Raw genomic sequence first — 21,433 nt, forward strand, 5'->3', positions numbered from 1 at the left:
CGCGGCCCGCTCGCGACGTTCTACAGCCGGGGGACCGCCGCCAGCAGGTCCCGTGTGTACTCCGCCTGCGGACGCGCGAGGACGTCGGAGGTCGCGCCGGACTCCACGGCGCGGCCGTCCTTGAGCACGAGCACCCGGTCGCACAGGTGGGCGACGACGCCGATGTCGTGCGAGACGAGGATCAGCGTCAGGCCCAGCTCGGCGCGCAGACTCTGCAGCAGCTCGAGGATCTGGGCGCGGACGGTGACGTCGAGGGCGCTGAGCGGTTCGTCGCCGACCAGCAGCCGCGGCCGGTGCACCAGCGCCCGGGCGAGGGCGATGCGCTGTCGCTGCCCGCCGGAGAACTCGTGCGGGTAGCGGTCGACCATGTCCGGCTCGAGCCCGACGGCGGTGAGGACGCGCGCGACGGCGTCGGCCTCGCCGGCGTGCCCGCCGTCGTGCTCCTGATGCCCCTGAACCGAGGAACCGCCCGTCAGCCCGAGGGCCTGCAGCGGTTCGGCGACGATCCGGCCGACGTCCATCCGCGGGTCCAGCGAGGCGTACGGGTCCTGGAACACGATGCCGGTCTGCCGGCGCAGCCACCGCAGGTCCGCGCCGCGCTCGCGCCGCACGGGCCGTCCGTCGACCGTGACCGTGCCCCGGGTGGGGGTGTCGAGGCCGAGCAGCAGCCGGACGAGGGTCGTCTTGCCGGATCCGGATTCGCCGATGACGCCGAGCGACGCTCCGTCCGCCAGGTCGAGGTCGACGGCGTGCAGCGCGGTGCGCACCGGCCGCGGCCCGGTCAACCGTTCCCGGCGCAGCAGGTGGTCCCGGCCGAGGCCGCGGGCGACGACCAACGGCGTGCCGTCGCCCTCCTCGCCGCGGTGCGGGAACGCCGTGCTCATCGACCCACCTCCGTCCCGGATCCACCCGGCGTCAGGCCCGTCGCCCGTGCCGCCTCGACGAGGCCGCGCGTCACCGGGTGCTCCGGCGCCTCGACGACCCGCGCCGTCGGGCCGGCCTCGATGATCCGCCCGTCGGCCATGACGACGACGTCGGTGCACACGCGGGCGAGCACGGCCAGGTTGTGGGTGATGAAGACGAGGCTGGAGGACTGCTCGCTGACGAGCCGGTCGAACAGGTCGAGGATCGCGGCCTGGACGGTCACGTCGAGCGCCGTCGTCGGCTCGTCGGCGATCAGCAGGCCGGGATTGCAGGCCACGGCGATCGCGATCCCGACGCGCTGCTGCTGACCGCCGGAGAGTTCGTGCGGGTACCGGTCGACGATCCGGTCCGGCTCGGGCAGCCCCACGCGACCGGCGAGGTCGACGGCGGCCTGCCGGGCCTGGCGCCGGTCGAGCCGGTAGTGCAGCCGCAGCGGCTCGGACATCTGCCGGCCGATCCGGTGCAGCGGATTGAGCGCGGTGCGCGGTTCCTGGAACACCATGCCGATCGCGTCGCCGCGGATGCCGGCGAGGTCGCGCTCGCTCGCGCCGAGCAGTTCGCGCCCGTCCAGGCTCACCGAGCCGGTGGCCGCGGCGGATGCCGGCAGGAGGCCGGTGAGCGCCAGCGCCGTGAGCGTCTTGCCGGAGCCGGACTCGCCGATGATGCCGAGCCGGCCGCCGTCGGGCACGGCGAAGGAGACGCCGTCCACGACGGCGTGGTCGTCGATGCGCACGGTCAGATCCGTGACGGTCAGCGTCATGCCTCAGGCCCCCAGACTCAGCGTGCCGGCCGACTCGCTGCCACGGCGTCGGGCGGATCGGGACGTGCCGAGCGTCGGGTCGGTCGCCTCGCGCAGGGCGTCGCCGAGCAGGTTCAGCGCCAGCACGGTCACCGCGATGGCCGCGCCGGGCCAGAACGCCGCGAGCGGATGGGTGGTGACGTGGTCCTGCATCTCGGCCAGCATCCGCCCCCAGCTGATCACGGACGTCGGCGCCCCGTACCCGAGGTAGGAGAGCCCGGCCTCCGCCAGCAGCGAGAGGGCCATGGTGAGGGAGAGCTGCACGATGAACGCGGACGCGATGTTCGGCAGGATGTGCCGGGTGAGGATCCGGGTGCGGGTCAGCCCCGCGGCCTCCGCCGCCAGGACGTAGTCCGCCCCGGCCACCCCGCGGAACTCGCTGCGCAGCACCCGGGAGGCGCCCACGCCGTAGCCGATGCCGACGGCCACGACGACGACGGCAAGGGAGCCGCCGAAGGTCGCGGCGAGCATCATGGCGATCAGCAGGGTCGGGAACGCGATCAGCACGTCCACGAGGATGGCCACCGGCTCCCGGACCCAGCGGGTGGTCAGCGTGCTCAGGGCGCCGAACGCGAGCCCGACGACGGCGGCCAGCACCGCGGAGAGCACCGCCACCTGCACGGCCACCCGAGAGCCCGCCATCACGCGGGAGAAGATGTCGCGCCCGATCTGGTCGGTGCCGAACCAGTGCGCGGCGCTCGGCCCGTCCCACAGGCGCGACGACGCGGCCATCGGGTCGTACGGCGTCCACACCAGCGAGACGAGCGCGGTGAGCAGCAGGACGGCGAGGACGACGAGCGCCCCGACGCCGATCGGCTGCCGGAGCAGACGGCGGGCGGCACCGGGACGACGACGGCGACGGGCCGGTGCGAGTGCGGGTGCGCTCACGCGACCACCTCCCGCTGCCGCGGGTCGATCAGCCGGTGCACGACGTCGACCGCGGTCCCCACCACGAGCACGAGGGCGGTGAGCACGAGGATGGTCGACTGCACCTTCGGCAAGTCCCGGTTGCCGACGTCGGAGACGAGCATCCGGCCGAGACCCGGCAGCGCGAACAGCTGCTCGATCACGACGGCGCCGACGATCAGGCCCGCGATCTGCAGCCCCAGCACCGAGATGATGGACAGCCCGACGCTGGGCAGCCCGTGGGTGACGAGCGCCCGGGTGCGGGTCATCCCCTTGGAGGCCGCGGTGCGGACGTGGTCCTGGCCGAGCGCCGTGAGCGTCGCGGAACGGACGAAACGCAGCAGGACGGCGCCTTCGACGACGCCGATGGTCAGGGCCGGGAGCATAAGAGAGTGGAAGGCCTGCCACGGCCGGTGCCAGCCGTCCAGCGGGAACCCCTGCGCGGGGAAGAGGCCGAGCCCCAGCGAGAAGACGGCGATGAACATCATCCCGGCCCACACCGCGGGCACGGCCGCGAACAGCTGGCCGAGGACGCCGAGGATCCCGCCGTCGGGATGGTGGCGACGGACGGCCGCGACGACACCGAGCGGCAGGGCGATGAGCAGCGCGACGACCAGGCTCATCATCGTCAACGGCATGGTGACCTGCATCTTCTGCGCCAGTTCGTCCGCGACGGGCACACCCGTGAGCAGGGAGGTGCCGAGGTCCGCATGCAGCACGCCGCCGATCCAGTGCAGGTACTGCACGATCAGCGGGTCGCCCAGGCCGAGGCCGGCGCGGATCGAGGCCAGCTGCTGCGGCGTCGCCGTCGTCCCGCCGATCACCTGGGCCACGTCCCCGGGCAGCACGCGCAGCGCCAGGAAGATGATCACGCTCGTCACCCACAGGGCGACCAGCAGCAGCCCGAGGCGAGTGAGGAGGAAGCGGAGCACGGGTTCCAGTCTGGCAGGTCGGATCTGCCGCACCGGCACGCGTCGGGCGCCGGACGGCGATCGACGGTGGTGCCGCTCACAGCCACCCGTCATCATGGAGGCATGGGAAAGCAGTATCGAGCCACCGCCGAGGCGAACAGCCGCAATCCGCAGGACTGGGGCCGCGCCATGGCATGGGCCATGTCCGACCTGTCCACCCAGGCCCTGGCCGACGACAGCCACGAGCGCCTCTTCGGGGAGGATCTCGTGCTGCGGGTCGACCCCACCGAGCAGGGCGTCGGGATCACCCTGACGTGGGACGCGCCCGAGGGGCTCGAGCGCACCGACACCGGCGCCATCCCGATGGGGCCGGGCCACGCCCGGGACGACGACGAGGTCGCCGACCCCGAGGAGGGCGCGGCCCACCCGACGTGACCGCTACCGGGTGAGGTACACCCCGGCGAGGTTCAGGCGTGACGTCGTGACGTCCGTCGGGAAGCCGTGCACCTTGTCCGAGACGGCCGTCAGCGCCTTGCCGCTGTAGAGCCACTTCGCGGGCGCGTCCTCGGCCACCAGCCGGGCGGCCTGCTTGAGGTCGTCACCGGCCTTCTGCTCGCTGACCTCCTGCTGCGCCTGCTGGTAGAGGTCGGTGACCTTCGGGTTGCGGTAGTCGAAGTAGTAGTCCGGGTTGGCGTAGTTCCCGAAGTCGCGGGCCTCGGCGTGGTTGACGAAGCTGAGGTCGTAGTTCTTGTTGGTGTAGACGTCGGTCAGCCAGGTGGGGAACTCGACCTGCCGCACCTTCAGCGTCACCCCGACGGCCGCGAACTGGGAGACCAGCAGGTCCGAGACCGTGGACCCGTAGACGTTGGGAATGGTCAGCGTCAGGGTCAGCTTGTCCGCGCCGGCCGCGGCGAGCAGCTTCTTCGCGTTGTCCGGGTTGTAGGCGTTGATCGCCGTCAGGTCCTCGTAGCCGGGGTCGAGCTCGGGGATCGGGCCGCCGAGCTTGGTGCCGCCGCCGTTGATGGCCTTGATGATGGCGTCGGTGTCGATGGCCTGGCTCAGCGCCTGGCGCACCTCGAGCTTGTTCAGCGGGGCCTTGCCGCTGTTGTAGGCGAGCGTGTACTCGTCGTTGGTCCGGCCCTCGGCGATCGTGTAGCCGCGGGCGCCGCGGACCTGGTCGAGCAGCGTCGGGTCGAGGGCGGTCTGCACGTCCACGGAGCCGGAGAGCACGGCGTTGTTCGCGGACGCCGCCTGCGGCAGATAGGTGAAGTCGACGCCGGCCAGCCTGGCCTTCTCGCCCCAGTACCCGTCGAAGCGCTTCAGGGACAGCGTCGAACCCTGCTTCCAGGACGCGAGCCGGAACGGGCCGGTGCCGATGGCGGTCGACGCCAGGTCGTTGCCCGCGCCCTGCTTGAGCACCAGGCCGGCGCGGCCGGCGAGCGCGAACATGAGGTTCGAGTCCGGGTGGCTGAGCGTCAGCCGCACGGTGTTGCCTTCCGCGGTGATGGTCTGCACGGCCGCGAGGTCGGCGTGGTTGGCCAGGCTCGCGTCGTTCTTCACCTGGGTGAGGGAGGCGACGACGTCCTGCGGGGTCAGGGCTGAGCCGTTGTGGAACGTGACGCCGTCCCGCACGGTGAAGGTGTACGTCTTGCCGTCGGCGGAGACCTCGTGGCGCGACGCCAGGGCGTCGCGGTACTGGCCGTCGGCGGTGCGGGAGACGAGGCCCTGGTAGACGTTGTCGATGAGGGCCTGCTCGAGCGCCACACCGGCCGTCTTACGGATGTTCAGGTTGGTGGGCTCGAGGCGCAGGCCGAGGCGCAGGGTCGCGCTCGTGTCGGCGTCGCCGGCGGTCCCGGACGGGGACGCGGTCGGCTTCGCGTTGAGGTTGGTGATCACCGCGATGGCCCCGGCGATCAGGGCGAGCACGACGACGCCGATGATGATCGGCAGCGCGAGGCCACGCCGGCGGCGTCGCTCGAATCCGACGCGGGGAGTGGAGCCGGGGGTCGGCGTGCCGGAGTCGGGTGTCCGGGGGTCAGACATGGTGTCCTCATCGTTGAAGCAGCGGGCAGCGAACGGATGCTTGACCCGTCAAGCGAAGAAGTCTAGACGCCTGGGCGGCTCCCGGCGTGAGGGCTTGGTCACACCGAGCGGCGCCTCTCCCGGGGCTTCTCCCGGGGCACGGCGTTGCCACTGGTCAGACGGGGGAGGGCCGCTCGCCGAAGGCGCGGATCAGGTCGGCGAGAGCCGCGGGGGAGTCCTCCTGCACGTTGTGCCCGGAGTCCAGGTCGACGACGTCGTCGCCGGGGGCCCGGCGCAGGAACTCGGCCACCTGGGCGGTGTCGACCACGCCGTGACGGCCGCGGATCAGCAGCACGGGGATGCTCAGAGACGCCAGGGGCTCCCACAGGGCCGAGGTGTCCTTGCCGGCGGCCATCGCCACCTCCGGGTCGAGGTGCGCGAGGTGGTGCTTGAACTCGTACTGCCCGTCGTCACGCCGCCGGGTGTTCAGGGTGACGCCGCGGGTCAGGGCACCGCGGTCCGGGCCGTAGCCGAAGGCGAGGGCGCGGTCGATGATCGCGTCGCGACTCTCGTACCGGCGCTGCCCGGTCATGAACTCCCGGATCTGGGCGAGGGTGGGCTTGCCCGGCGTCGCCGTGGGCTCCCCGCCGCCCGGGTCGGTGACCGGGGCGCCGGTGGAGACGGGCACGGAGGCGGTGGGCGGTGGGGTCGGTGCGACCGGCTCGCCGTGTTCCTCGCCCGGGGGCAGGGTCGGGACGATGTCGACGAGGATCAAGTGCGAGACCAGCTCCGGATGGGTGGCGGCGAGCACGATGCCGGTCAGCCCGCCGAGCGACTGGCCGACGATCACCTGCGGGCCGCCGCCGAGCTCGGTGAGCACGTCCGCGACCGCCTCGGCGTTGCGGGCGGGGGTGTAGTCGGCGTCGTCGCGCCACGTGGAGTCGCCGTGGCCGGGCAGGTCGATCGCGAGGGTGCCGACGTTCAGGCAGAGGACGGTGGGGTCCCACGTGTGGGCGTTCAGCCCGGCCCCGTGCAGCAGCGTCACCTGCGGCGGGTGAGAGCCCCACTCGATCGCGGAGACGACCGACCCGCCCTCGCGGCTCACACTGATCCGGCGGTGCGCCGGCAGGGCGGAGCCGATGCCCACCCGGTCGGCATCCTCGGGCAGGAAGGAGAACTCGTCGGGTTCGGCGGGACGGTCGACGGGCGGCTCGGCGGTCTGCTCGGGGTTGTGCTTCGTCGCGCGCTCGTCGAACTCGTGCGGATCGGTCATGATGCTCCCTCGGCGGACGTCCCTGTCGTTCCCATCCTGCCGCACGGGCCACGGCGGTTCGACGCCGGGCGACGCGGGACGAGGGCCGGACGGTTCCGTCGGCGGCGGTGTCTAGGCTCGAGTCGTGAGCACGACACGAGCGCGCCGGGAGGAACGGCACCGGGACAGTCGGCCGGCCGAGGGCCCCGGCGTCAACCGGCGCATCCTCGCGCTCGCGGTGCCCGCGCTCGGCGCGCTCGTCGCCGAGCCGCTCTTCCTGCTGGCCGACTCGGCGATCATCGGCCACCTCGGCGTGGACCAGCTGGCCGGCGTCGGGCTCGCCGCGACCGTGGTGCAGACCGCGGTGGGGCTGATGGTCTTCCTCGCCTACTCGACCACCGCGGCGGTCGCCCGCCGGCTCGGAGCCGGGGACCGGGCCACCGCGCTGGCGATGGGCCGGGACGGCATGTGGCTGGGGGCGGGTCTCGGCGTGGTGCTGGCCGTCGTCGGCTGGGTCACCGCGGACCCGGTGGTCCGGGCGCTCGGGGCGGACGGCCCCGTCGCCGGCTTCGCCACCGACTTCCTGCGGTTCAGCATGCCGGGACTGATCGCGATGCTGCTCGTGCTCGCCGCGACTGGCGTGCTGCGCGGGCTGCAGGACACCCGCACCCCGCTCGTCGTCGCGCTCGGGGGCTTCGGCCTGAACATCGTGCTCGACCTGCTGCTGGTCTACGGGGCGGGCTGGTCGGTGACGGGCGCCGCGATCGGCACCTCCGTCGCCCAGTGGGCGATGGCGATCGTGTACCTCGTGATCCTCGGGCGAGCCTTCGCGGCCGAGCACCTGAGCCTGCGTCCGTCGGTGGCCGGCGTCGTGGCCGCGTCCCGGGTCGGGTCGTGGCTGATGCTGCGCACGCTGAGCCTGCGTGTCGCGATCCTCACCACGGTGGTGGTCGCCACTGCACAGGGGCCGGTCAACCTGGCCGCCCATCAGCTGACGATGACGATGTTCAACGCCCTGGCCATGGTCCTGGACGCCCTGGCCATCGCCGGGCAGGCGCTGATCGGCAAGGAGCTCGGCAGCGGTGAACTCCCGCTGGTGCGGGCGTTGACCCGCCGGATGATCGCCTGGGGACTCGGCTTCGGCGTCGTCACCGGGGTGGCGCTGGCCGCCGTCGCGCCGTGGCTCGGCTTCCTGTTCACGGGCGAGGACGCCGTCCGTTCGGCGTTCACGGTGGCGGTCCTCGTGCTCGCGGCCGGTCAGCCGATCTGCGGGCTCGTGTTCGTCCTCGACGGCATCCTCATCGGGGCCGGCGATGCCCGCTACCTCGCCCTGACCGGGCTCGTGAACCTGGCTGTCTACCTGCCGCTGCTGGCCTGGGTCCACCTCGGCGGGGCGCAGGGAACGGCGGCGCTGGCCTGGCTGTGGGCCGCGTTCGGGATCGGCTACCTTGCCTCGCGGGCCCTCACCCTGAGCCTGCGCGCCCGCACCGGCCGGTGGATGGTCACGGGCGCTGTCTGATCCGCCCACCTGATCCAGCGGCCGACGCGGTCGCTTCCGACCGGTTCCTCCGGGCCGTGGCGGGTGCGGGGGCGCACTAGACTGAGCGGATGTCCTCCTCCGCCCATGCGCCCCGGTTCCTGGGCCGCGCCTGGCAACTGCTGCTGGTGCGCGGGCTGGTCTGCGCCGTGTTCGGGCTCATCACCGCCTTCTGGGCGACGCCGGACGACACCGCGATGCGTCTGATGATCGCGTTCTACATGCTGGCGCTCGGGGTCGTGAACTGGCGGATCTCCGTCGCCGTGCGGGACCGCCGGGTGCTCTCGTACGCCCTGACCATCGCGATCTTCGGGGTGATCGTGCTGATCGCCCCGAGCCGGGCGATGCTCGCGCTCGTGGCCGCGCTCGGCTTCACCCTGTTCGGGCTGATGGAGGCGACCGTGTGCTGGATGTCCCGGCGCACCCACCCCGTGGTCCGGGACGGCGTCATCATCGGGGCGGCGATGGCCGGCTCCGGCACCATCCTGCCGCTCGTGCAGGACCTCGGGCCCCACGGCATGCTCGGGGTGCTCGGGGGCGGCGCGATCATCTGTGCGGTCGTCATGCTGATCGGTGCCCTGACCGTCCGGCACGAGATCACCTCCGGGTCACTGCCGGCCTGACGACGACGTAGACTGGAACCACCGGGCCGCCCGCACCACTGGCGGTCCGTTGTCGTGAAGGAGGAGTGCCCGTGTCGCAGGACCGGCAGCGGTCGACGCGAGGAATCAAGGCCACCGTGAAGGCGCCGTTGATCTTCTCCGCGGTGCTGGCCGCCGTGACGTTCGTCGTCGTCCTCTTCGCGGCCTCGGGCGGGACCGCCAACCACATGCGCGTCGACACGGCCGCCGTCGCCGCGGCCATCGCCTTCATCGTCTCGCTCGTCGTCGCCGCGATGCTGATGATGATCGAGAAGCCCAACGCCGACCACCTCGGCAAGGGCAGCGGCATCAACCGGGTCTCCTCCCGGATCCCGGGCGGTGCCGCGAAGGCGCCCACCGACCCGAACCACGTCGAGGACCCGGAGTACGGCCAGCGCCACGCGGCCGACGACGACTGAGCCCGACCCGGCCAGACCGCCACGACGTCGCGCGCCCCGGCAGAGACGAACCAGCCGTCACGGTGAGAGGGCCGGTGACGGTGTCTCCACCCTCACCGGCCCCTCGCGAGTGCGACTGATCGCCGCGGCCCGGTCGCCGAGTCAGCCGCGGCCGGCCCCGATTCCCGTGCGGTGCGGCGCGCCCTTGCCGAGTTCCAGCGCCTGCTGAAGCGCGTAGTACTGCGCCTTGGGCTGGAACTTCTCGTCGTAGACGGTGGCCGCTCCTTCGCCCGCGAAGACTCCCGGAACCCAGGAGTTGCCGTCGTCGAAGCCCCAGACGGTGTAGGAGATGCACCGCTTCACCGCCATGCACGCCTGCAGGGTCTGGGTGTAGCCGGCCACCTGCGCGGACTGCTCGGTGGCCGTGACCGGCAGGGTGGTCCGCACGTCGACCTCGGTCTCGGCGACGTCGAGCCGGAGGTCGGCGAACCGCTGCAGGTTGCTTTGGAGATCGGGAAGCGGGTACTGCGTGTCCAGGTGCGTCTGGAACCCGACACCGTCGATCGGGACTCCCTGCGCCTTGAGACTCTTGACCAGCGCGTAGACCGCGTTGCTCTTCGGGCCGGTGTACTCGATGTTGTAGTCGTTGTAGAAGAGCTTCGCCTTCGGGTCGGCCTGGTGCGCCCAGCGGAAGGCGTCCGCGATGTACCCGGGGCCTAGCTTCTGCAGCCAGATGCTGTCGCGGAGGGTCCCGTCGTCGTTGAACGCCTCGTTGACTACGTCCCACTGCCAGATCTGGCCCTTGAAGTGCGTCACCTGGTCGATGACGTGCTGGCGGAGGATCGCCCGCAGTTCGTCCGGGCTCATCTGCGGTGCCGCGGCGGTGAGCCAGCTGGGCAGCTGGCTGTGCCAGACGAGGGTGTGGCCGCGCACGAGCTGGTGATTGGCCTGGGCGAAGGCGACGAGGCGGTCGGCCGCGGCCCAGTCGTAGGTCCCGCGGGTGGGCTCGACCACCTCCCACTTCATGACGTTCTCCGGGGTGACCGTGGAGAACTGGGATGCCGTGATGTTCCGGTACGTCGCGTTGCTCGCCAGCTGGTCCGTGTTGACGGCCGTGCCGATGCGCAGGCCGATCGGGGCCGCGAGCGAGCGCAGGGAGTCGGCGTGGTGGGATGATCCGCCGGCGTGGGGCGAAGCGGGTGCGGCCGTGGCGGAGACCGGCGTCGCGAGAACGGCGCACAGTCCGAGGACGCCGGCCAGCAGGGGGCGATGTAGAGCCATGGGAACTCCTGGGGGTTGAGTACTGCGCGAGGGGGTCTGCCGTCTACGTCCAGCACGCGGCTGCGTCCGGTGAGGAGTTCTGTGCGTCATTTCCCCGGAGGCAGACGTCGCATCGGTCCTCGTGGTCCGGTTCGCCGGCCCCGATCCTGGTCCCGGCGTATAGCCGGTGACTAGAAAGAGAGCGCTCTCTTTCTGTCGAACAGTGTGTCAAGTGACTCACATCACGTCAAGAACTATTTTCCTTGTGCCGGATGAGGCGCCCGCCGCGAGCCTCGGCGCGCGGGTCAGGAGGCGGACGGCGCCGGCGGAGTCACCGAGGCGCGACGCGTGAGCTCGGGGGTGATGACGCGGCTGACCGGACGCGAGTCGGGCGAGGCGAGCAACGTCAGGAGGGAGTCGACCATCATCGACCCCATCGCCTCCAGGGGCTGGCGCACCGAGGTGAGGGGCGGTTCGAGGGTGCCGGCCACCACGAGGTCGTCGTAGCCGACCACGGACACGTCGCGGGGAACCTGCCTGCCGCTCGCCCGGATAGCGCGCAACGCGCCGACGGCCATGAGATCCGAGGAGACGAACACCGCGTCCAGGTCGGGGACGCGGGCGAGCAGGGTGGTCATCGCCGCTTCGCCGCCCTCGACGGAGAAGTCGGCTCGGGCGATCGCGTCGTCGGACAGCCCGTGCTCGCGCAGCACGTCCCGCCACCCGGCGGTGCGGTCGATCGCCACCCCGAGATCGGTGGGCCCGGCGATGTGGGCGATGCGTGTCCTCCCCGCGTCCACCAGTTCCTGCGCCGCGATGCGGCCGCCGGCGTAGTTGTCCACGTCGACGTAGGAGAACAGCTCGGGGTCGTCCGGCGGCCGGCCGAGGTAGACCACCGGGAGCGGGGCCTCGCGGAGCTGGCTCGGAAGGTAGGAGCTGTGGGCCTCGAGCACCACCATCGCCCCGTCCACGTGACCGGCCTCGAGATAGCGCTGCAGGCGGTCCTCGTCATCGTCCGAGGCCGAGGCCAGCAGCATCACCAGCTGCTTCGACGCCCTGGCGATGCCCGTCATGACCCCGCGTAGTGGCAACGCGAAGAACGACTCGCTGCTGGAGGAGCCCATGGAGGAGAGGTCGGGTTCGGTCAGGATCAGGGCCACGGAACCGGTCCTGCCCCCGGCGAGCAGACGAGCCGCGGAGTTGGGGCGATACCCTAGATCCTCCACGGCTCTGGCCACGGCGGCCGCCGCCGCGGGCTTCACCGAGGACCTGCCGTTGATGGCCCGCGACGCGGTCGCCCGCGACACGCCTGCGGCCGCGGCGACGTCCTCCAGCGTCGGCGCCGTGGCCGCGCCGGGACGCGACGGCGGCGACACCGGGGAGGACTCCATGCCCGCATCGTAGCCCGCCGTCCACGGGCGCCCGGCTCAGCCGGAAGCGGCCGCCTTGCGCGCCCGGTACGCGGCCACGTTCGCCCGGTTCCCGCAGTTGCCCACATCGCAGTAGCGCTTCGACCGGTTCTTCGAGAGGTCGACCAGCACGGCGTCGCAGTCCTCGGCCGCGCACACCTTGAGCCGGTCGCGTTCGTCCGCGCGGATGACGTCGACGAGCGCCATCGCCGTCTCCACCCCCACCCGCTTCGCGAGGGGATCCGTGGCCTCGGTCGCGTGCAGGTGCCAGTCCCAGTGGTCGTGCTTGACCAGCTGCGGCAGGGCTCGCGCGTCGGCTAGCAGGGCGTTGACGGCGGCCACGAGTTCGTCCTCGGTCATGGTCCACAGCTCGCGCACCCGGTGCCGCAGAACGAGCACCTCGTCCAGTTCGGCCTCGTCGCCGACGCGCACGCCCGAGTACTGCTCGCGGTCCAGGAAGGCGTCCAGATCCGCGGGCGTCCGCATCGGGTCACCGCCCTCGACGGTGGTGTTGACGAGGCGTGCAGCGGAGAGCAGCGACATCTCCGTGTCATGGGCAAAGATCATCTTGACTCCTGACGTCGCCCGGTTCTACTGTCACGAGTGTAACCAGTTTCGCTCATGACAGTCCCTGGATGGAGGTGTGCCGTGACGCCCACGCGACCCCTGGCCGCCGGTCTGACCGCCGCTCTCGTCTCCGCCGCGGTGTTCGCCACCTCCGGCAGCTTCGCCAAGGCACTGCTGGACGCGGGCTGGACCCCGGGCGCTGCCGTGACCGTCCGCATCACCGGGGCCGCGCTCGTGCTCGCCGGCCCGGCCATCGTCATGCTGCGCGGCCGGTGGGGCGTGCTGCGGCGGTTCGGCTCGATGATCACCGTCTACGGGCTGATCGCGATCGCCGGCTGCCAGCTCTGCTACTTCAACGCCGTGCAGTACATCTCGCCCGGTATCGCCCTGCTGCTCGAGTACCTCGCGCCCATCATGATCGTGGGGCTGGTGTGGGTGCGCACCCGGATCCGGCCCGGCGCCCTGACGCTCGCCGGCTGCGGGTTCGCCATCGTCGGCCTGCTGCTCGTCATCGACGTCTTCGCCGGCGTGGCCCTGCACCCGATCGGCATCCTGTGGGGCGTCGGGGCGGCCGTGTGCCTGGCGGTGTTCTTCGTGCTCGCGGCCCGTTCGTCCGAGGACCTGCCGCCGCTCGTGATGGCGACCGCGTCGATGGTCGTGGCGGCCGTGGTCCTCATCCTCTGCACGGTGACCGGCGTGCTGCCCGCCCGGTTCGCCTTCACCGACGTCGTCCTCGCCGGGGCCCGGGTCTCCTGGCTGGTGCCGGTGATCGGCGTCATCCTGATCTCGACGGCGGCCGCCTACGTCACCGGCATCATCGCGACCCGCGCGCTCGGTTCGACGATGGCCTCGTTCGTCGGCCTGACCGAGGTGATGTTCTCGATCCTCTTCGCGTGGTTGCTGGTCGGAGCCCGTCCGATGCCGGTCCAGCTGGCCGGTGGCGCCCTGATCATCGTCGGCCTCGTGCTGGTGCGGGTGCAGGAGGCGCGCACCGGGACCGACCGGCAGCCCCCGCTCACCGACGTCGACCTCGCCGATCCGACGACGGGCACGCTCCCGGTGGTGCGTCAGTCCCGCTGAGGCGGCCTCCCGAGGGGCACCAGCGGCTCAGCCGCCGGGTGTGAACCGCCGCAGCCGCAGGCTGTTGAGCACCACGAACACCGAGCTGAACGCCATGGCGGCGCCGGCGATCATCGGGTTCAGCAGACCCAGCGCGGCCACCGGGATGGCGAGCACGTTGTAGGCGAAGGCCCAGAAGAGGTTGGACCGGATGGTGCCCAGCGTGCGGCGGGAGAGCTCGACGGCGTCCGCTACCTGACCGAGATGGTGGCCCATCAGCGTGATGTCCGCCGCGTCGATGGCCACGTCGGTGCCGGTGCCCATGGCGAGGCCGAGGTCGGCCTGGGCGAGGGCTGCCGCATCGTTGACGCCGTCCCCGGCCATCGCCACGGTGGCGCCCCCGGCCTGCAGGCGTTCGACGACGGCGACCTTCTCGGCCGGCGTGACCCCGGCGTGGACCCGTTCGGCGTCGATGCCGACCTGCTCGGCCACGTACCGCGCGGAATGGACGTTGTCCCCGGTCAGCAGCACCGGCGTGAGCCCGAGCGTCCGCAGCCGCGCGATCGCGTCCGCCGCACCCGGCTTGACCGCGTCCCGCAGGGTGATGACGCCGGCGACCTGCCCGTCGACGGCGACGAGGACGGCGGTGGCGCCGTCGCTCTCGGCGTCGGCCAGGCAGCGACGCGTCCGCGCGTCGACGTCCACCCCGCTCGCGCCGAGCCACTCCTCACGTCCGACGACCACCATGTGCCCGGCCCCGCCCTGCTCGGAGAACGGCTCGAGGACCAGGCCGCGCACACCGCCGCCCGGCGCGGACGCGAAGTGCTCCACCGGGGCCGGGGAGGGCTGCGTGCCGGCGACGGCCCGGGCGATCGGGTGCTCGCTGGCGTGCTCGACGGCCGCGGCGAGCCGCAGCAGGCGCGCGTCGTCGTGGTCGACCGTGTCGAAGGCCGTGACCTGCTCGACGGTGAGCCGGCCGGTGGTCACGGTGCCCGTCTTGTCCAGGACGATCGTGTCCGCACGGCGGGTGTCCTCCAGGACGGCGGGTCCCTTGATCAGGATGCCGAGCTGCGCACCACGGCCGGTGCCGGTCAGCAGGGCCGTGGGCGTCGCGAGCCCCAGCGCGCACGGGCAGGCGATCACGAGCACGGAGACGGCCGCGGTGAGCGCCGCGGTGACGTCCCCGGTCGTCAGCAGCCACCCGGCGGCGGTGACGACGGTGATGACGAGGACGATCGGGACGAACACGGCCGAGACCCGGTCCGCGAGCCGGGCGATGGGGGCCTTGCCGCTCTGCGCGTCGCTGACCAGCCGGCCCATCTGGGCGAGGGCGGTGTCGGCGCCGACGGCGGTGGCGCGAACCAGCAGCCGGCCGCTCGTGTTCACGGTCGCGCCGGTCACCTGGTCGCCGTCGGTCACCTCGACGGGCACCGGTTCGCCGGTGATCAGGGACGTGTCGACCGCGCTGGCGCCGTGCACGACGACGCCGTCGGTGGCGATCTTCTCTCCCGGCCGGACGACGAACGCGTCACCGATCCGCAGCTGTGCGACGGGGACGGGGACCTCGACGATGTGGCCGTCGGCGCCGCGCCGCAGCACCGAGGCGTTCCGGGCGCCGAGGTCGAGCAGCCGGCGCAGGGCCTCGCCGCTGCGGGCCTTCGCCCGCGCCTCGGCGAATCGGCCGACCAGCAGGAAGCTGGTGACGACGGCGGCGGTGTCGAAGTAGAGGGGCGCGTGGCCCTCGTGGCCGGGATGCGCCGTCAGGTCGGGCTGGACGAGCAGCTGGACCAGGGAGAACAGCCAGGCCACGGCGACGCCGAGGGAGACCAGGGTGTCCATGGTGCTGGCCCCGTGCCGGGCGTTGATCGCGGCCGCGCGGTGGAACGGCCACGCGGACCAGGTGACGACCGGCGCGGAGAGGACGGCGACCGCCCAGCCCCAGTGCGGGAACTGCAGGGCGGGCAGCATCGAGACGAGGAACACCGGCACGGTGAGGACGAGCGCGGTGATCATCCGCGGCCGCAGCAGCGCCGCGGCGTCCGGCCGTGCGCTCGGTTCGACGTCGGCGTCGGTCCCCGGCGCGGTGACGGTCGACCCGGTCTGCCCGGCGTCCTGACCGGTCGGCGTGGCATCGATGGTGTCCGTCGAGGCGCCGCCCACCGGCCGCGCGAGGCGGGCGCCGTAGCCCGTCGCCCGGACGGTCTCGAGCAGCTGGTCGTCGCTGACGTCGACCGGGGCGGTGACGCGAGCGGACTCGAGCGGGAGGTTGACGACCGCGTCCACGCCCTCGATCCGCTTGAGCTTGCGCTCCACGCGGTTGACGCACGAGGCGCACGTCATCCCCTCGATCGCCAGATCCACCACGCGGGTGTCGCTGCTCATGACCCGTCCTGCCCCTTCTGCCGGTCGCGTCGCGCCGGCGTCCAACCCTGTGCTGTCGTCGTCGGGCGGTGTCAGTCGGCGTCGTCGCCGAGCATCACGTACCCGGCCTCGGCGACGGCCTCACTGATGGCGCTCTCGCTGACCGGGCCCGTCGTCGTCAGCCGGGCGGTGGAGATCCCGCCATTGACCAGATTCACCGTGACGTGCTCGACGCCGTCGAGCGCGCTCAGTTCCTCGGACACGGCGTTGACGCAGTGACCGCAGGTCATGCCGGAGATCTTGACGGTCGTGTTCGTGGTGGTCATGGGTTCCTCGTTCTCGGTCGTTGCGTGGCCGCTCGTCGATGGGCTGCTCACGATGCCTGCTGCAGCGCCTTCATCTCGGTGATCTCGGCGCTCTGACTGGTGATGACGCGCTGTGCGAGCGCGACCGCCTCTCGATTCTGCCCCGAGGTGACCTGGTCCTTCGCCATCGCGACCGCGCCCTCGTGGTGCCCGATCATCTGCGTCAGGAACAGGGTGCCGGCCGTGGCGCCGTCGGCGTCGCGCAGGGCCGTCACGTCGGCGGCCGAGACCATCCCGCTCATGCCGTGGTCCATGCTCGCCGTCGTCGGGGCGTTCCAGGCGCTCAACCAGCTCGTCATCGTGGCGATCTCGGGCGTCTGGGCGGCCTTGATCCGCTTTGCGAGGGCGGTGATCTCCGCCTTCATCCCGGTCTTGGCGAGCACGATGTCGCTCAGCTGTACGGCCTGCTCGTGGTGGGGGAGCATCATCTGCGCGAACATGACGTCCGCATTGTTGTGCGCGTCCGCCGCCGCTGCCGATCCCGTGCCGGACGGGCTCGGGGTGGCGGAGCTGGTCATCCCGGACATCTGATGGCCGCTGTGGTCGCCGGTCGACGTCGCACCGCCGGCACAGCCGGTCATCAGGACCGTGGCAGCGATGGCGAGGCCGAGGGCGGCAGGACCGCGGCGGCGTCGCCGCGTCGTGCGGACGGCTGCCCGCGCGGTCTCGTGGTGTGTCGCGTCGGCTCGGGTCGTCGTCAGGGGTGTCATCGTCATCCGACTATACCCCCATGGGGTATCAGCGACAAGGCGCGGAACGCCGTCGGCCGCCACGGACGTTCCCGTGGCGGCCGACGGTCGACCGGCGATGTACGACGGGGCTCAGCCCTCGGCGGCGACGGCCGTGGCCATCGCGTCCGCGTCCTCGAGCGCGGCGAGGTACCGCTCGGCGTCCAGCGCCGCGGAGCAACCGGAGCCGGCCGCGGTGATCGCCTGGCGGTACCGGTGGTCCACGGCGTCGCCGCAGGCGAAGACGCCGGAGAGGTTCGTCATGGTGGTGGGGGAGTTGACGACGATGTAGCCCTCATCGTCCAGGTCCACCTGGCCCTTGACCAGCTCGGTGCGCGGGTCGTGGCCGATGGCGACGAAGATGCCAGTGGCGCCGTGCTCGCGCTCCTCACCGGTGACCGTGTCGCGCAGGGTCACGCCGGAGACCTTGCCGTTCTCGCCGCCGTGGATCGCGGTGATCTGGCTGTTCCAGGCGAAGCTGATCTTCTCGTTGTCCTTGGCGCGCTGGGCCATGATCTTCGAGGCCCGCAGCTGGTCGCGGCGCACGACGATGGTGACCGACTTGCCGAAGCGGGTGAGGAAGGTGGCCTCCTCCATGGCGGAGTCACCGCCGCCGACCACGATGATGTCCTGGTCGCGGAAGAAGAACCCGTCGCAGGTGGCGCACCACGAGACGCCGTGCCCGGAGTAACGCTGCTCCTCGGGCAGGCCGAGCTCCTTGTAGGCGGAGCCCGTGGCGAGGATGACGGCGGGGGCCTCGAAGGTCTCGCCGTCGCCGGTGGTGACAGTCTTCAGGTGCCCGTGCAGGTCGACGGAGGTGACGTCCTCGAAGAGGATCCGCGCGCCGAACCGTTCGGCCTGCTCCTGCAGGTTCTGCATCAGGTCCGGGCCCTGCACACCGGTGGGGAAGCCGGGGAAGTTCTCGACCTCCGTGGTGTTCATCAGGGCGCCGCCGCTGGTCACGGAGCCGGCCAGCACGACGGGGTTCAGTCCGGCGCGGGCGGCGTAGATGGCGGCGGTGTACCCGGCGGGGCCGGATCCGACGATGATGATCTGCTCAGTCACTGCTGCTTCTCTCCTGTGGCGGTGCGGTCGAGGCTGCCCATGGAACGCCACGGGCCCGTGCGGCATTCCCACGATACCGGGGCCTGACGCCGTCAGTCCGGTCCGATCGCCGACTTCCCGCTGGTCGGCGGACGTCGTCGCATGTCAGGATGCGGGCATGACATCGGGGGATGTGACGGGCGGGGATGAGGCCGGCCCGGGGGCCGGTTCGGGGATCGACGACGACGCGCGCCGGTGGGCGCAGGCGGAGCAGCGGGCGGCCGGCGTCGTGGTGCCGGACGAGTGGCCGGTGCTGCGGCGGTTCCTGCTGGTGGAGCTGCCGGTCGTGCTGGTGGTGTGCGTGGGGCTCGGCGCGGTGGGGGCGGCGATCTGGGGCGAGTGGCGGGGGTGGATCGGGATCGCGATCGTGGTCGCGGGCGCCGTCGCGATGATCATCGGCGTGGTGCACGTGGTTCGACGACACTCGAGTCCGCCCGGCATCACCTACTCCCTGACCAAGGATCAGCGGAGACTGAACCATCGTCAGGTGATGGGCCGCGAGCCCGCAGATGCCGGTCACCTCGGTGTCCTGAGGCTGACCGCTGGTGCACTGCGTCTCGGTGTGATGCGCATGTTGTACACCCTCATCGGGCTCGAGGTGATGACGCTCGGCAACGTCGTGCTCAACACCGACCGCGGGGGATGGTCGCTGGTCTTCTACATCGCGATGAGCGTCGCGCTTCCCCTTTTGCTGCTGATGCCGATCCACCAGATCCGCCGGGCGACCGCGTTCCTGCGCCGCTACCCCGAGCCGTCGTCAGCCTCAGCCGAGGCATCATGATGAGCGACTGGTGGGAGCACACCTTCGAGAACGGTTTCGATGACGCCAGCCGGTGGGCGCAGGCGGAGGAGCGCGCGGCCGGCGTCGTGGTGCGGGACGAGTGGCCGGTGCTGCGGCGGATCCTGCTGGTGGAGCTGCCGGTCGTGCTGGTGGTGTGCGTGGTTCTCGCCGTGACGGGTGCCGCCGTCTGGGGCGAGTGGCACGAATGGTTGGGCAACGCCGTCGTGGTGACCGGCTTGTGGTGCCTGTTCCGCCGACTGCCGCAGCTCCTCCGTCGAGATCCGCACCCGTTGAACGGCCCGCGGTCCTCGGCTCTCACTCGTCAGCAGCACAGTGAGCTGCAACGGCAGATCAGCGGTCGCGCGCCCGTCGCCACTGATCATCTCGAGGTCACTCGGCTCGTCGCTCGCCGTGAGCGGCGGGATCTGATGCGCGGCCTGCCTACCTTCATCGGACTCGAACTGGTGGTGGGGAACACCGTCGCGGGCTCGCACCGCGGGTGGCCCTTCCTCCTCGCTGTGCTGGGGATGGCGCTCGGCGTCGTCTTCCTCGCTGCCTCCCTCCACCGGATCCGCCGGACGGGCGCCTTCCTGCGGGCGCACCCCGAGTCCGCGCCGATGGCGTCGGAAGCGCCGCCGTCGTGAGCGACTGGGGGGACCGGACGCCCGACGACGATCACAGCGACGCCTGGCGGTGGAACCGCGCGGAGCGCGAGGCCGAACGGGTTCCTGTCCCCGACCTGCGACCGGCCTTCCGGCGGTATCTCCTGCTGGAGGTGCCCGGTTTCCTGGCGCTCGGGGTCGGCCTGGCCGTGGTGGTGGCCCTGCTGCGCGGCGGTGATGAGATAGACCTGTGGCTTGCTGCCCGCTGGGGGCTGGTCGTCGCGAGCCTGGCCGTGGCGGCGGCCGGCATCGTGCACCTGGTCACGAACCCGTGGGGGCCCCACGTTCTTGGCGTGCTGACTCCCATGCAGCGCAAGCGGATTCACGCGCAGATCCGAGGCCGCGTCACGGTGGCGGACAGGGAGCTGACCGTCGTTCGCGCTGCTGCGCAGGGACAACAGGCGCAGGCCCTGCGGACACCGTTCACGCTGGCGTCCACGGTCGCGGTCGCGGCGAGTCTGCTCGCCAACCCCGGGGTCCTCCCGGCGGTGGTGCTCCTCTTGCTGCTGGTGCTGGTGGCCGCCGCCGTGATGGGCTGGTGGCAGTACCGGCAGGCGTCAGCGTTCCTGCGGCGTCACCCGGAGCGGGTCCCGTCCCGCATCGACGAATCAGGAGAGTGACATGAACGCTCGAAACAACCGGAACCTCCCCGCCGCCCGCGGCTCGCAGGGAAAGCGAACCTGGCTGGAGCGGCTGAGTGCGTGGATGCGCCGCCGCGGCTGGAGCTGACCGCCGCTCCCCAGCACGACGGCGGCCCCGTCAGCGCACCCCGCCATTCGCCAGGTGGGCCGGTTCGTCCCGAATGGGACACGCGGGCACCGCCCTATCGGGAGGAAGTGGCCCAACTGATGGCCCTCGGCGCGTATGTCAGTGACCTCACCGCGACGGTGAGCGCAGCGCGCCCATCGCGGCGACCACCACCAGCGCCACCCCGGCGGACTCCAGCCAGCCGACGTGCTGGGCGAGCAGGACGGCACCGGTGAGCGTCGCGACCGCCGGGGCGAGCGCGATCAACACCGAGAACGCCGCGGCCGGCATCCGGCGCAATGCGAGCAGCTCGACGGCGTACGGCACGGTCGAGGAGAACAGGGCGACGAGCGCGCCGAGAGCGAGCACGACCGGGTCCAGCACCGCCGCCCCCGCCTGGCCGATGCCGATCGGCAGGGCGAGCACCGTGCCGAACGCCATCGCGATGGCCAGCCCCTGCAGCCCGGAGAACGCCGCGCCCACCCGCCGGGACGCCAGGATGTACGCAGCCCACATGGCACCGGCGCCGAGCGCGAACAACACACCCGGCACGGTCAGGTGAGCGAAGCCGCCGCTGCCGAGCATCCCGACGCCGACCGCCGCGAGCAGTGCCCACACCCACGCGGCCGCCCGGCGCGCCAGCACCACCGAGAGCACGAGCGGGCCGAGGATCTCGAACGTCACCGCCGCTCCGAGGGGGATCGAGGCCAGCGCCGCGTAGAACAGCAGGTTCATCACACCGATCGACACGCCGAACAGGAGCGCCGCGATCCAGTTCGCCCGGGTGATGCCGCGCAGGGTGGGCCGGCTGAGCGCCATGAGGAACAGGGCGGAGAAGAACAGGCGCAGCAGCACCATGCCGGCCGGACCGGTACGTGGGAACACGAGGACGGCCACCGCGGCCCCGATCTCCTGGGCGAACAGGCCGAACACCACCAGCCCCGCGGCCCCGGCGGTGGATCCGGAGCGGGCGGTGGGCGTCATGGAACCACGGTACGTC

General features: G+C 71.9%; 22 protein-coding genes. 8 read left to right on the plus strand and 14 right to left on the minus strand.

What is annotated here, in order from left to right; all coding sequences use genetic code 11:
* Nucleotides 1-20: 20 nt before the first annotated feature.
* The 4 genes from BGP79_RS07615 to BGP79_RS07630 are packed head-to-tail and all read right to left on the minus strand — an operon-like array spanning nt 21 to nt 3,561.
* Complete coding sequence (locus BGP79_RS07615; protein ID WP_083701684.1) at nt 21-884, minus strand: ABC transporter ATP-binding protein; 864 nt, start codon at nt 882-884, stop codon at nt 21-23.
* Nucleotides 881-1,684 (minus strand): ABC transporter ATP-binding protein, encoded by an 804-nt coding sequence (locus BGP79_RS07620; RefSeq protein ID WP_076694271.1) that lies wholly within the window; start codon nt 1,682-1,684, stop codon nt 881-883. The genes BGP79_RS07615 and BGP79_RS07620 overlap by 4 nt, the downstream gene beginning before the upstream one ends.
* 3 nt (nt 1,685-1,687) lie before the next feature.
* On the minus strand, nt 1,688-2,611 hold the full coding sequence (locus BGP79_RS07625; RefSeq protein WP_233121254.1) for an ABC transporter permease: 924 nt from the start codon (nt 2,609-2,611) through the stop codon (nt 1,688-1,690).
* Nucleotides 2,608-3,561, minus strand: coding sequence for an ABC transporter permease (locus BGP79_RS07630; RefSeq protein ID WP_076694273.1), 954 nt, complete (start codon nt 3,559-3,561; stop codon nt 2,608-2,610). The genes BGP79_RS07625 and BGP79_RS07630 overlap by 4 nt, the downstream gene beginning before the upstream one ends.
* Nucleotides 3,562-3,663: 102 nt before the next feature.
* Between BGP79_RS07630 and BGP79_RS07635 the strand changes: the two genes are divergently transcribed.
* Complete coding sequence (locus tag BGP79_RS07635) at nt 3,664-3,975, plus strand: hypothetical protein (protein WP_076694275.1); 312 nt, start codon at nt 3,664-3,666, stop codon at nt 3,973-3,975.
* 3 nt (nt 3,976-3,978) lie between these two features.
* Here the strand turns inward: BGP79_RS07635 and BGP79_RS07640 are convergent, their stop codons facing one another.
* Both BGP79_RS07640 and BGP79_RS07645 read right to left on the minus strand, forming a co-directional pair.
* Nucleotides 3,979-5,583: an ABC transporter substrate-binding protein gene (locus BGP79_RS07640; protein WP_083701685.1), complete on the minus strand. Its 1,605-nt coding sequence runs from the start codon at nt 5,581-5,583 to the stop codon at nt 3,979-3,981.
* Nucleotides 5,584-5,737: 154 nt separating this feature from the next.
* Nucleotides 5,738-6,835, minus strand: coding sequence for an alpha/beta fold hydrolase (locus BGP79_RS07645; RefSeq protein WP_083701686.1), 1,098 nt, complete (start codon nt 6,833-6,835; stop codon nt 5,738-5,740).
* Between the two features lie 202 nt (nt 6,836-7,037).
* Here BGP79_RS07645 and BGP79_RS07650 point away from each other — a divergent pair, with 202 nt between their 5' ends.
* From BGP79_RS07650 to BGP79_RS07660, 3 genes are all read left to right on the plus strand, one after another.
* Complete coding sequence (locus BGP79_RS07650; RefSeq protein WP_076694760.1) at nt 7,038-8,333, plus strand: MATE family efflux transporter; 1,296 nt, start codon at nt 7,038-7,040, stop codon at nt 8,331-8,333.
* Between the two features lie 89 nt (nt 8,334-8,422).
* Nucleotides 8,423-8,974 carry a hypothetical protein gene (locus tag BGP79_RS07655; protein ID WP_076694277.1) on the plus strand — a complete coding sequence of 184 codons (552 nt, stop codon included), beginning with the start codon at nt 8,423-8,425 and terminating at the stop codon, nt 8,972-8,974.
* Between the two features lie 71 nt (nt 8,975-9,045).
* The gene (locus tag BGP79_RS07660; RefSeq protein WP_143588339.1) at nt 9,046-9,411 is read left to right on the plus strand and encodes a hypothetical protein; all 366 of its coding nucleotides are present in this window, start codon (nt 9,046-9,048) and stop codon (nt 9,409-9,411) included.
* 141 nt (nt 9,412-9,552) lie between these two features.
* On the opposite strand, the gene BGP79_RS07665 is transcribed toward BGP79_RS07660, so the two are convergent.
* From BGP79_RS07665 to BGP79_RS07675, 3 genes are all read right to left on the minus strand, one after another.
* Nucleotides 9,553-10,671, minus strand: coding sequence for an endo-1,4-beta-xylanase (locus BGP79_RS07665; protein ID WP_076694281.1), 1,119 nt, complete (start codon nt 10,669-10,671; stop codon nt 9,553-9,555).
* 284 nt (nt 10,672-10,955) lie between these two features.
* Nucleotides 10,956-12,041: a LacI family DNA-binding transcriptional regulator gene (locus tag BGP79_RS07670; protein ID WP_076694283.1), complete on the minus strand. Its 1,086-nt coding sequence runs from the start codon at nt 12,039-12,041 to the stop codon at nt 10,956-10,958.
* A gap of 36 nt (nt 12,042-12,077) precedes the next feature.
* A complete protein-coding gene (locus tag BGP79_RS07675) occupies nt 12,078-12,626 on the minus strand; it encodes a CGNR zinc finger domain-containing protein (protein ID WP_076694285.1) in 549 nt (182 codons plus the stop codon).
* Between the two features lie 81 nt (nt 12,627-12,707).
* On the opposite strand from BGP79_RS07675, the gene BGP79_RS07680 reads away from it, so the two are divergent.
* Nucleotides 12,708-13,706, plus strand: coding sequence for a DMT family transporter (locus BGP79_RS07680; protein ID WP_076694287.1), 999 nt, complete (start codon nt 12,708-12,710; stop codon nt 13,704-13,706).
* Between the two features lie 27 nt (nt 13,707-13,733).
* Here the strand turns inward: BGP79_RS07680 and BGP79_RS07685 are convergent, their stop codons facing one another.
* The 4 genes from BGP79_RS07685 to trxB all read right to left on the minus strand — a co-directional run bounded on the left by BGP79_RS07685 (nt 13,734) and on the right by trxB (nt 18,204).
* Nucleotides 13,734-16,067, minus strand: coding sequence for a cation-translocating P-type ATPase (locus BGP79_RS07685; protein WP_076694289.1), 2,334 nt, complete (start codon nt 16,065-16,067; stop codon nt 13,734-13,736).
* Nucleotides 16,068-16,138: 71 nt separating this feature from the next.
* Entirely contained in the window at nt 16,139-16,372 is a 234-nt protein-coding gene (locus BGP79_RS07690) for a heavy-metal-associated domain-containing protein (RefSeq protein WP_076694291.1), read from the minus strand.
* Between the two features lie 47 nt (nt 16,373-16,419).
* Nucleotides 16,420-17,127 carry a DUF305 domain-containing protein gene (locus BGP79_RS07695; protein WP_233121256.1) on the minus strand — a complete coding sequence of 236 codons (708 nt, stop codon included), beginning with the start codon at nt 17,125-17,127 and terminating at the stop codon, nt 16,420-16,422.
* A gap of 105 nt (nt 17,128-17,232) precedes the next feature.
* A complete protein-coding gene (trxB, locus tag BGP79_RS07700; RefSeq protein ID WP_076694293.1) occupies nt 17,233-18,204 on the minus strand; it encodes a thioredoxin-disulfide reductase in 972 nt (323 codons plus the stop codon).
* Between the two features lie 157 nt (nt 18,205-18,361).
* Between trxB and BGP79_RS07705 the strand changes: the two genes are divergently transcribed.
* The 3 genes from BGP79_RS07705 to BGP79_RS07715 all read left to right on the plus strand — a co-directional run bounded on the left by BGP79_RS07705 (nt 18,362) and on the right by BGP79_RS07715 (nt 20,306).
* On the plus strand, nt 18,362-19,024 hold the full coding sequence (locus BGP79_RS07705; protein ID WP_143588340.1) for a hypothetical protein: 663 nt from the start codon (nt 18,362-18,364) through the stop codon (nt 19,022-19,024).
* A complete protein-coding gene (locus BGP79_RS07710) occupies nt 19,024-19,668 on the plus strand; it encodes a hypothetical protein (protein WP_143588341.1) in 645 nt (214 codons plus the stop codon). The genes BGP79_RS07705 and BGP79_RS07710 overlap by 1 nt, the downstream gene beginning before the upstream one ends.
* Nucleotides 19,669-19,799: 131 nt before the next feature.
* A complete protein-coding gene (locus tag BGP79_RS07715; protein ID WP_143588342.1) occupies nt 19,800-20,306 on the plus strand; it encodes a hypothetical protein in 507 nt (168 codons plus the stop codon).
* 256 nt (nt 20,307-20,562) lie between these two features.
* Here the strand turns inward: BGP79_RS07715 and BGP79_RS07720 are convergent, their stop codons facing one another.
* Entirely contained in the window at nt 20,563-21,417 is an 855-nt protein-coding gene (locus tag BGP79_RS07720) for a DMT family transporter (RefSeq protein WP_076694764.1), read from the minus strand.
* Nucleotides 21,418-21,433: the final 16 nt, after the last annotated feature.

The organism is Tersicoccus sp. Bi-70 (assembly GCF_001968825.1).
Taxonomy (GTDB): Bacteria; Actinomycetota; Actinomycetes; order Actinomycetales; family Micrococcaceae; genus Tersicoccus.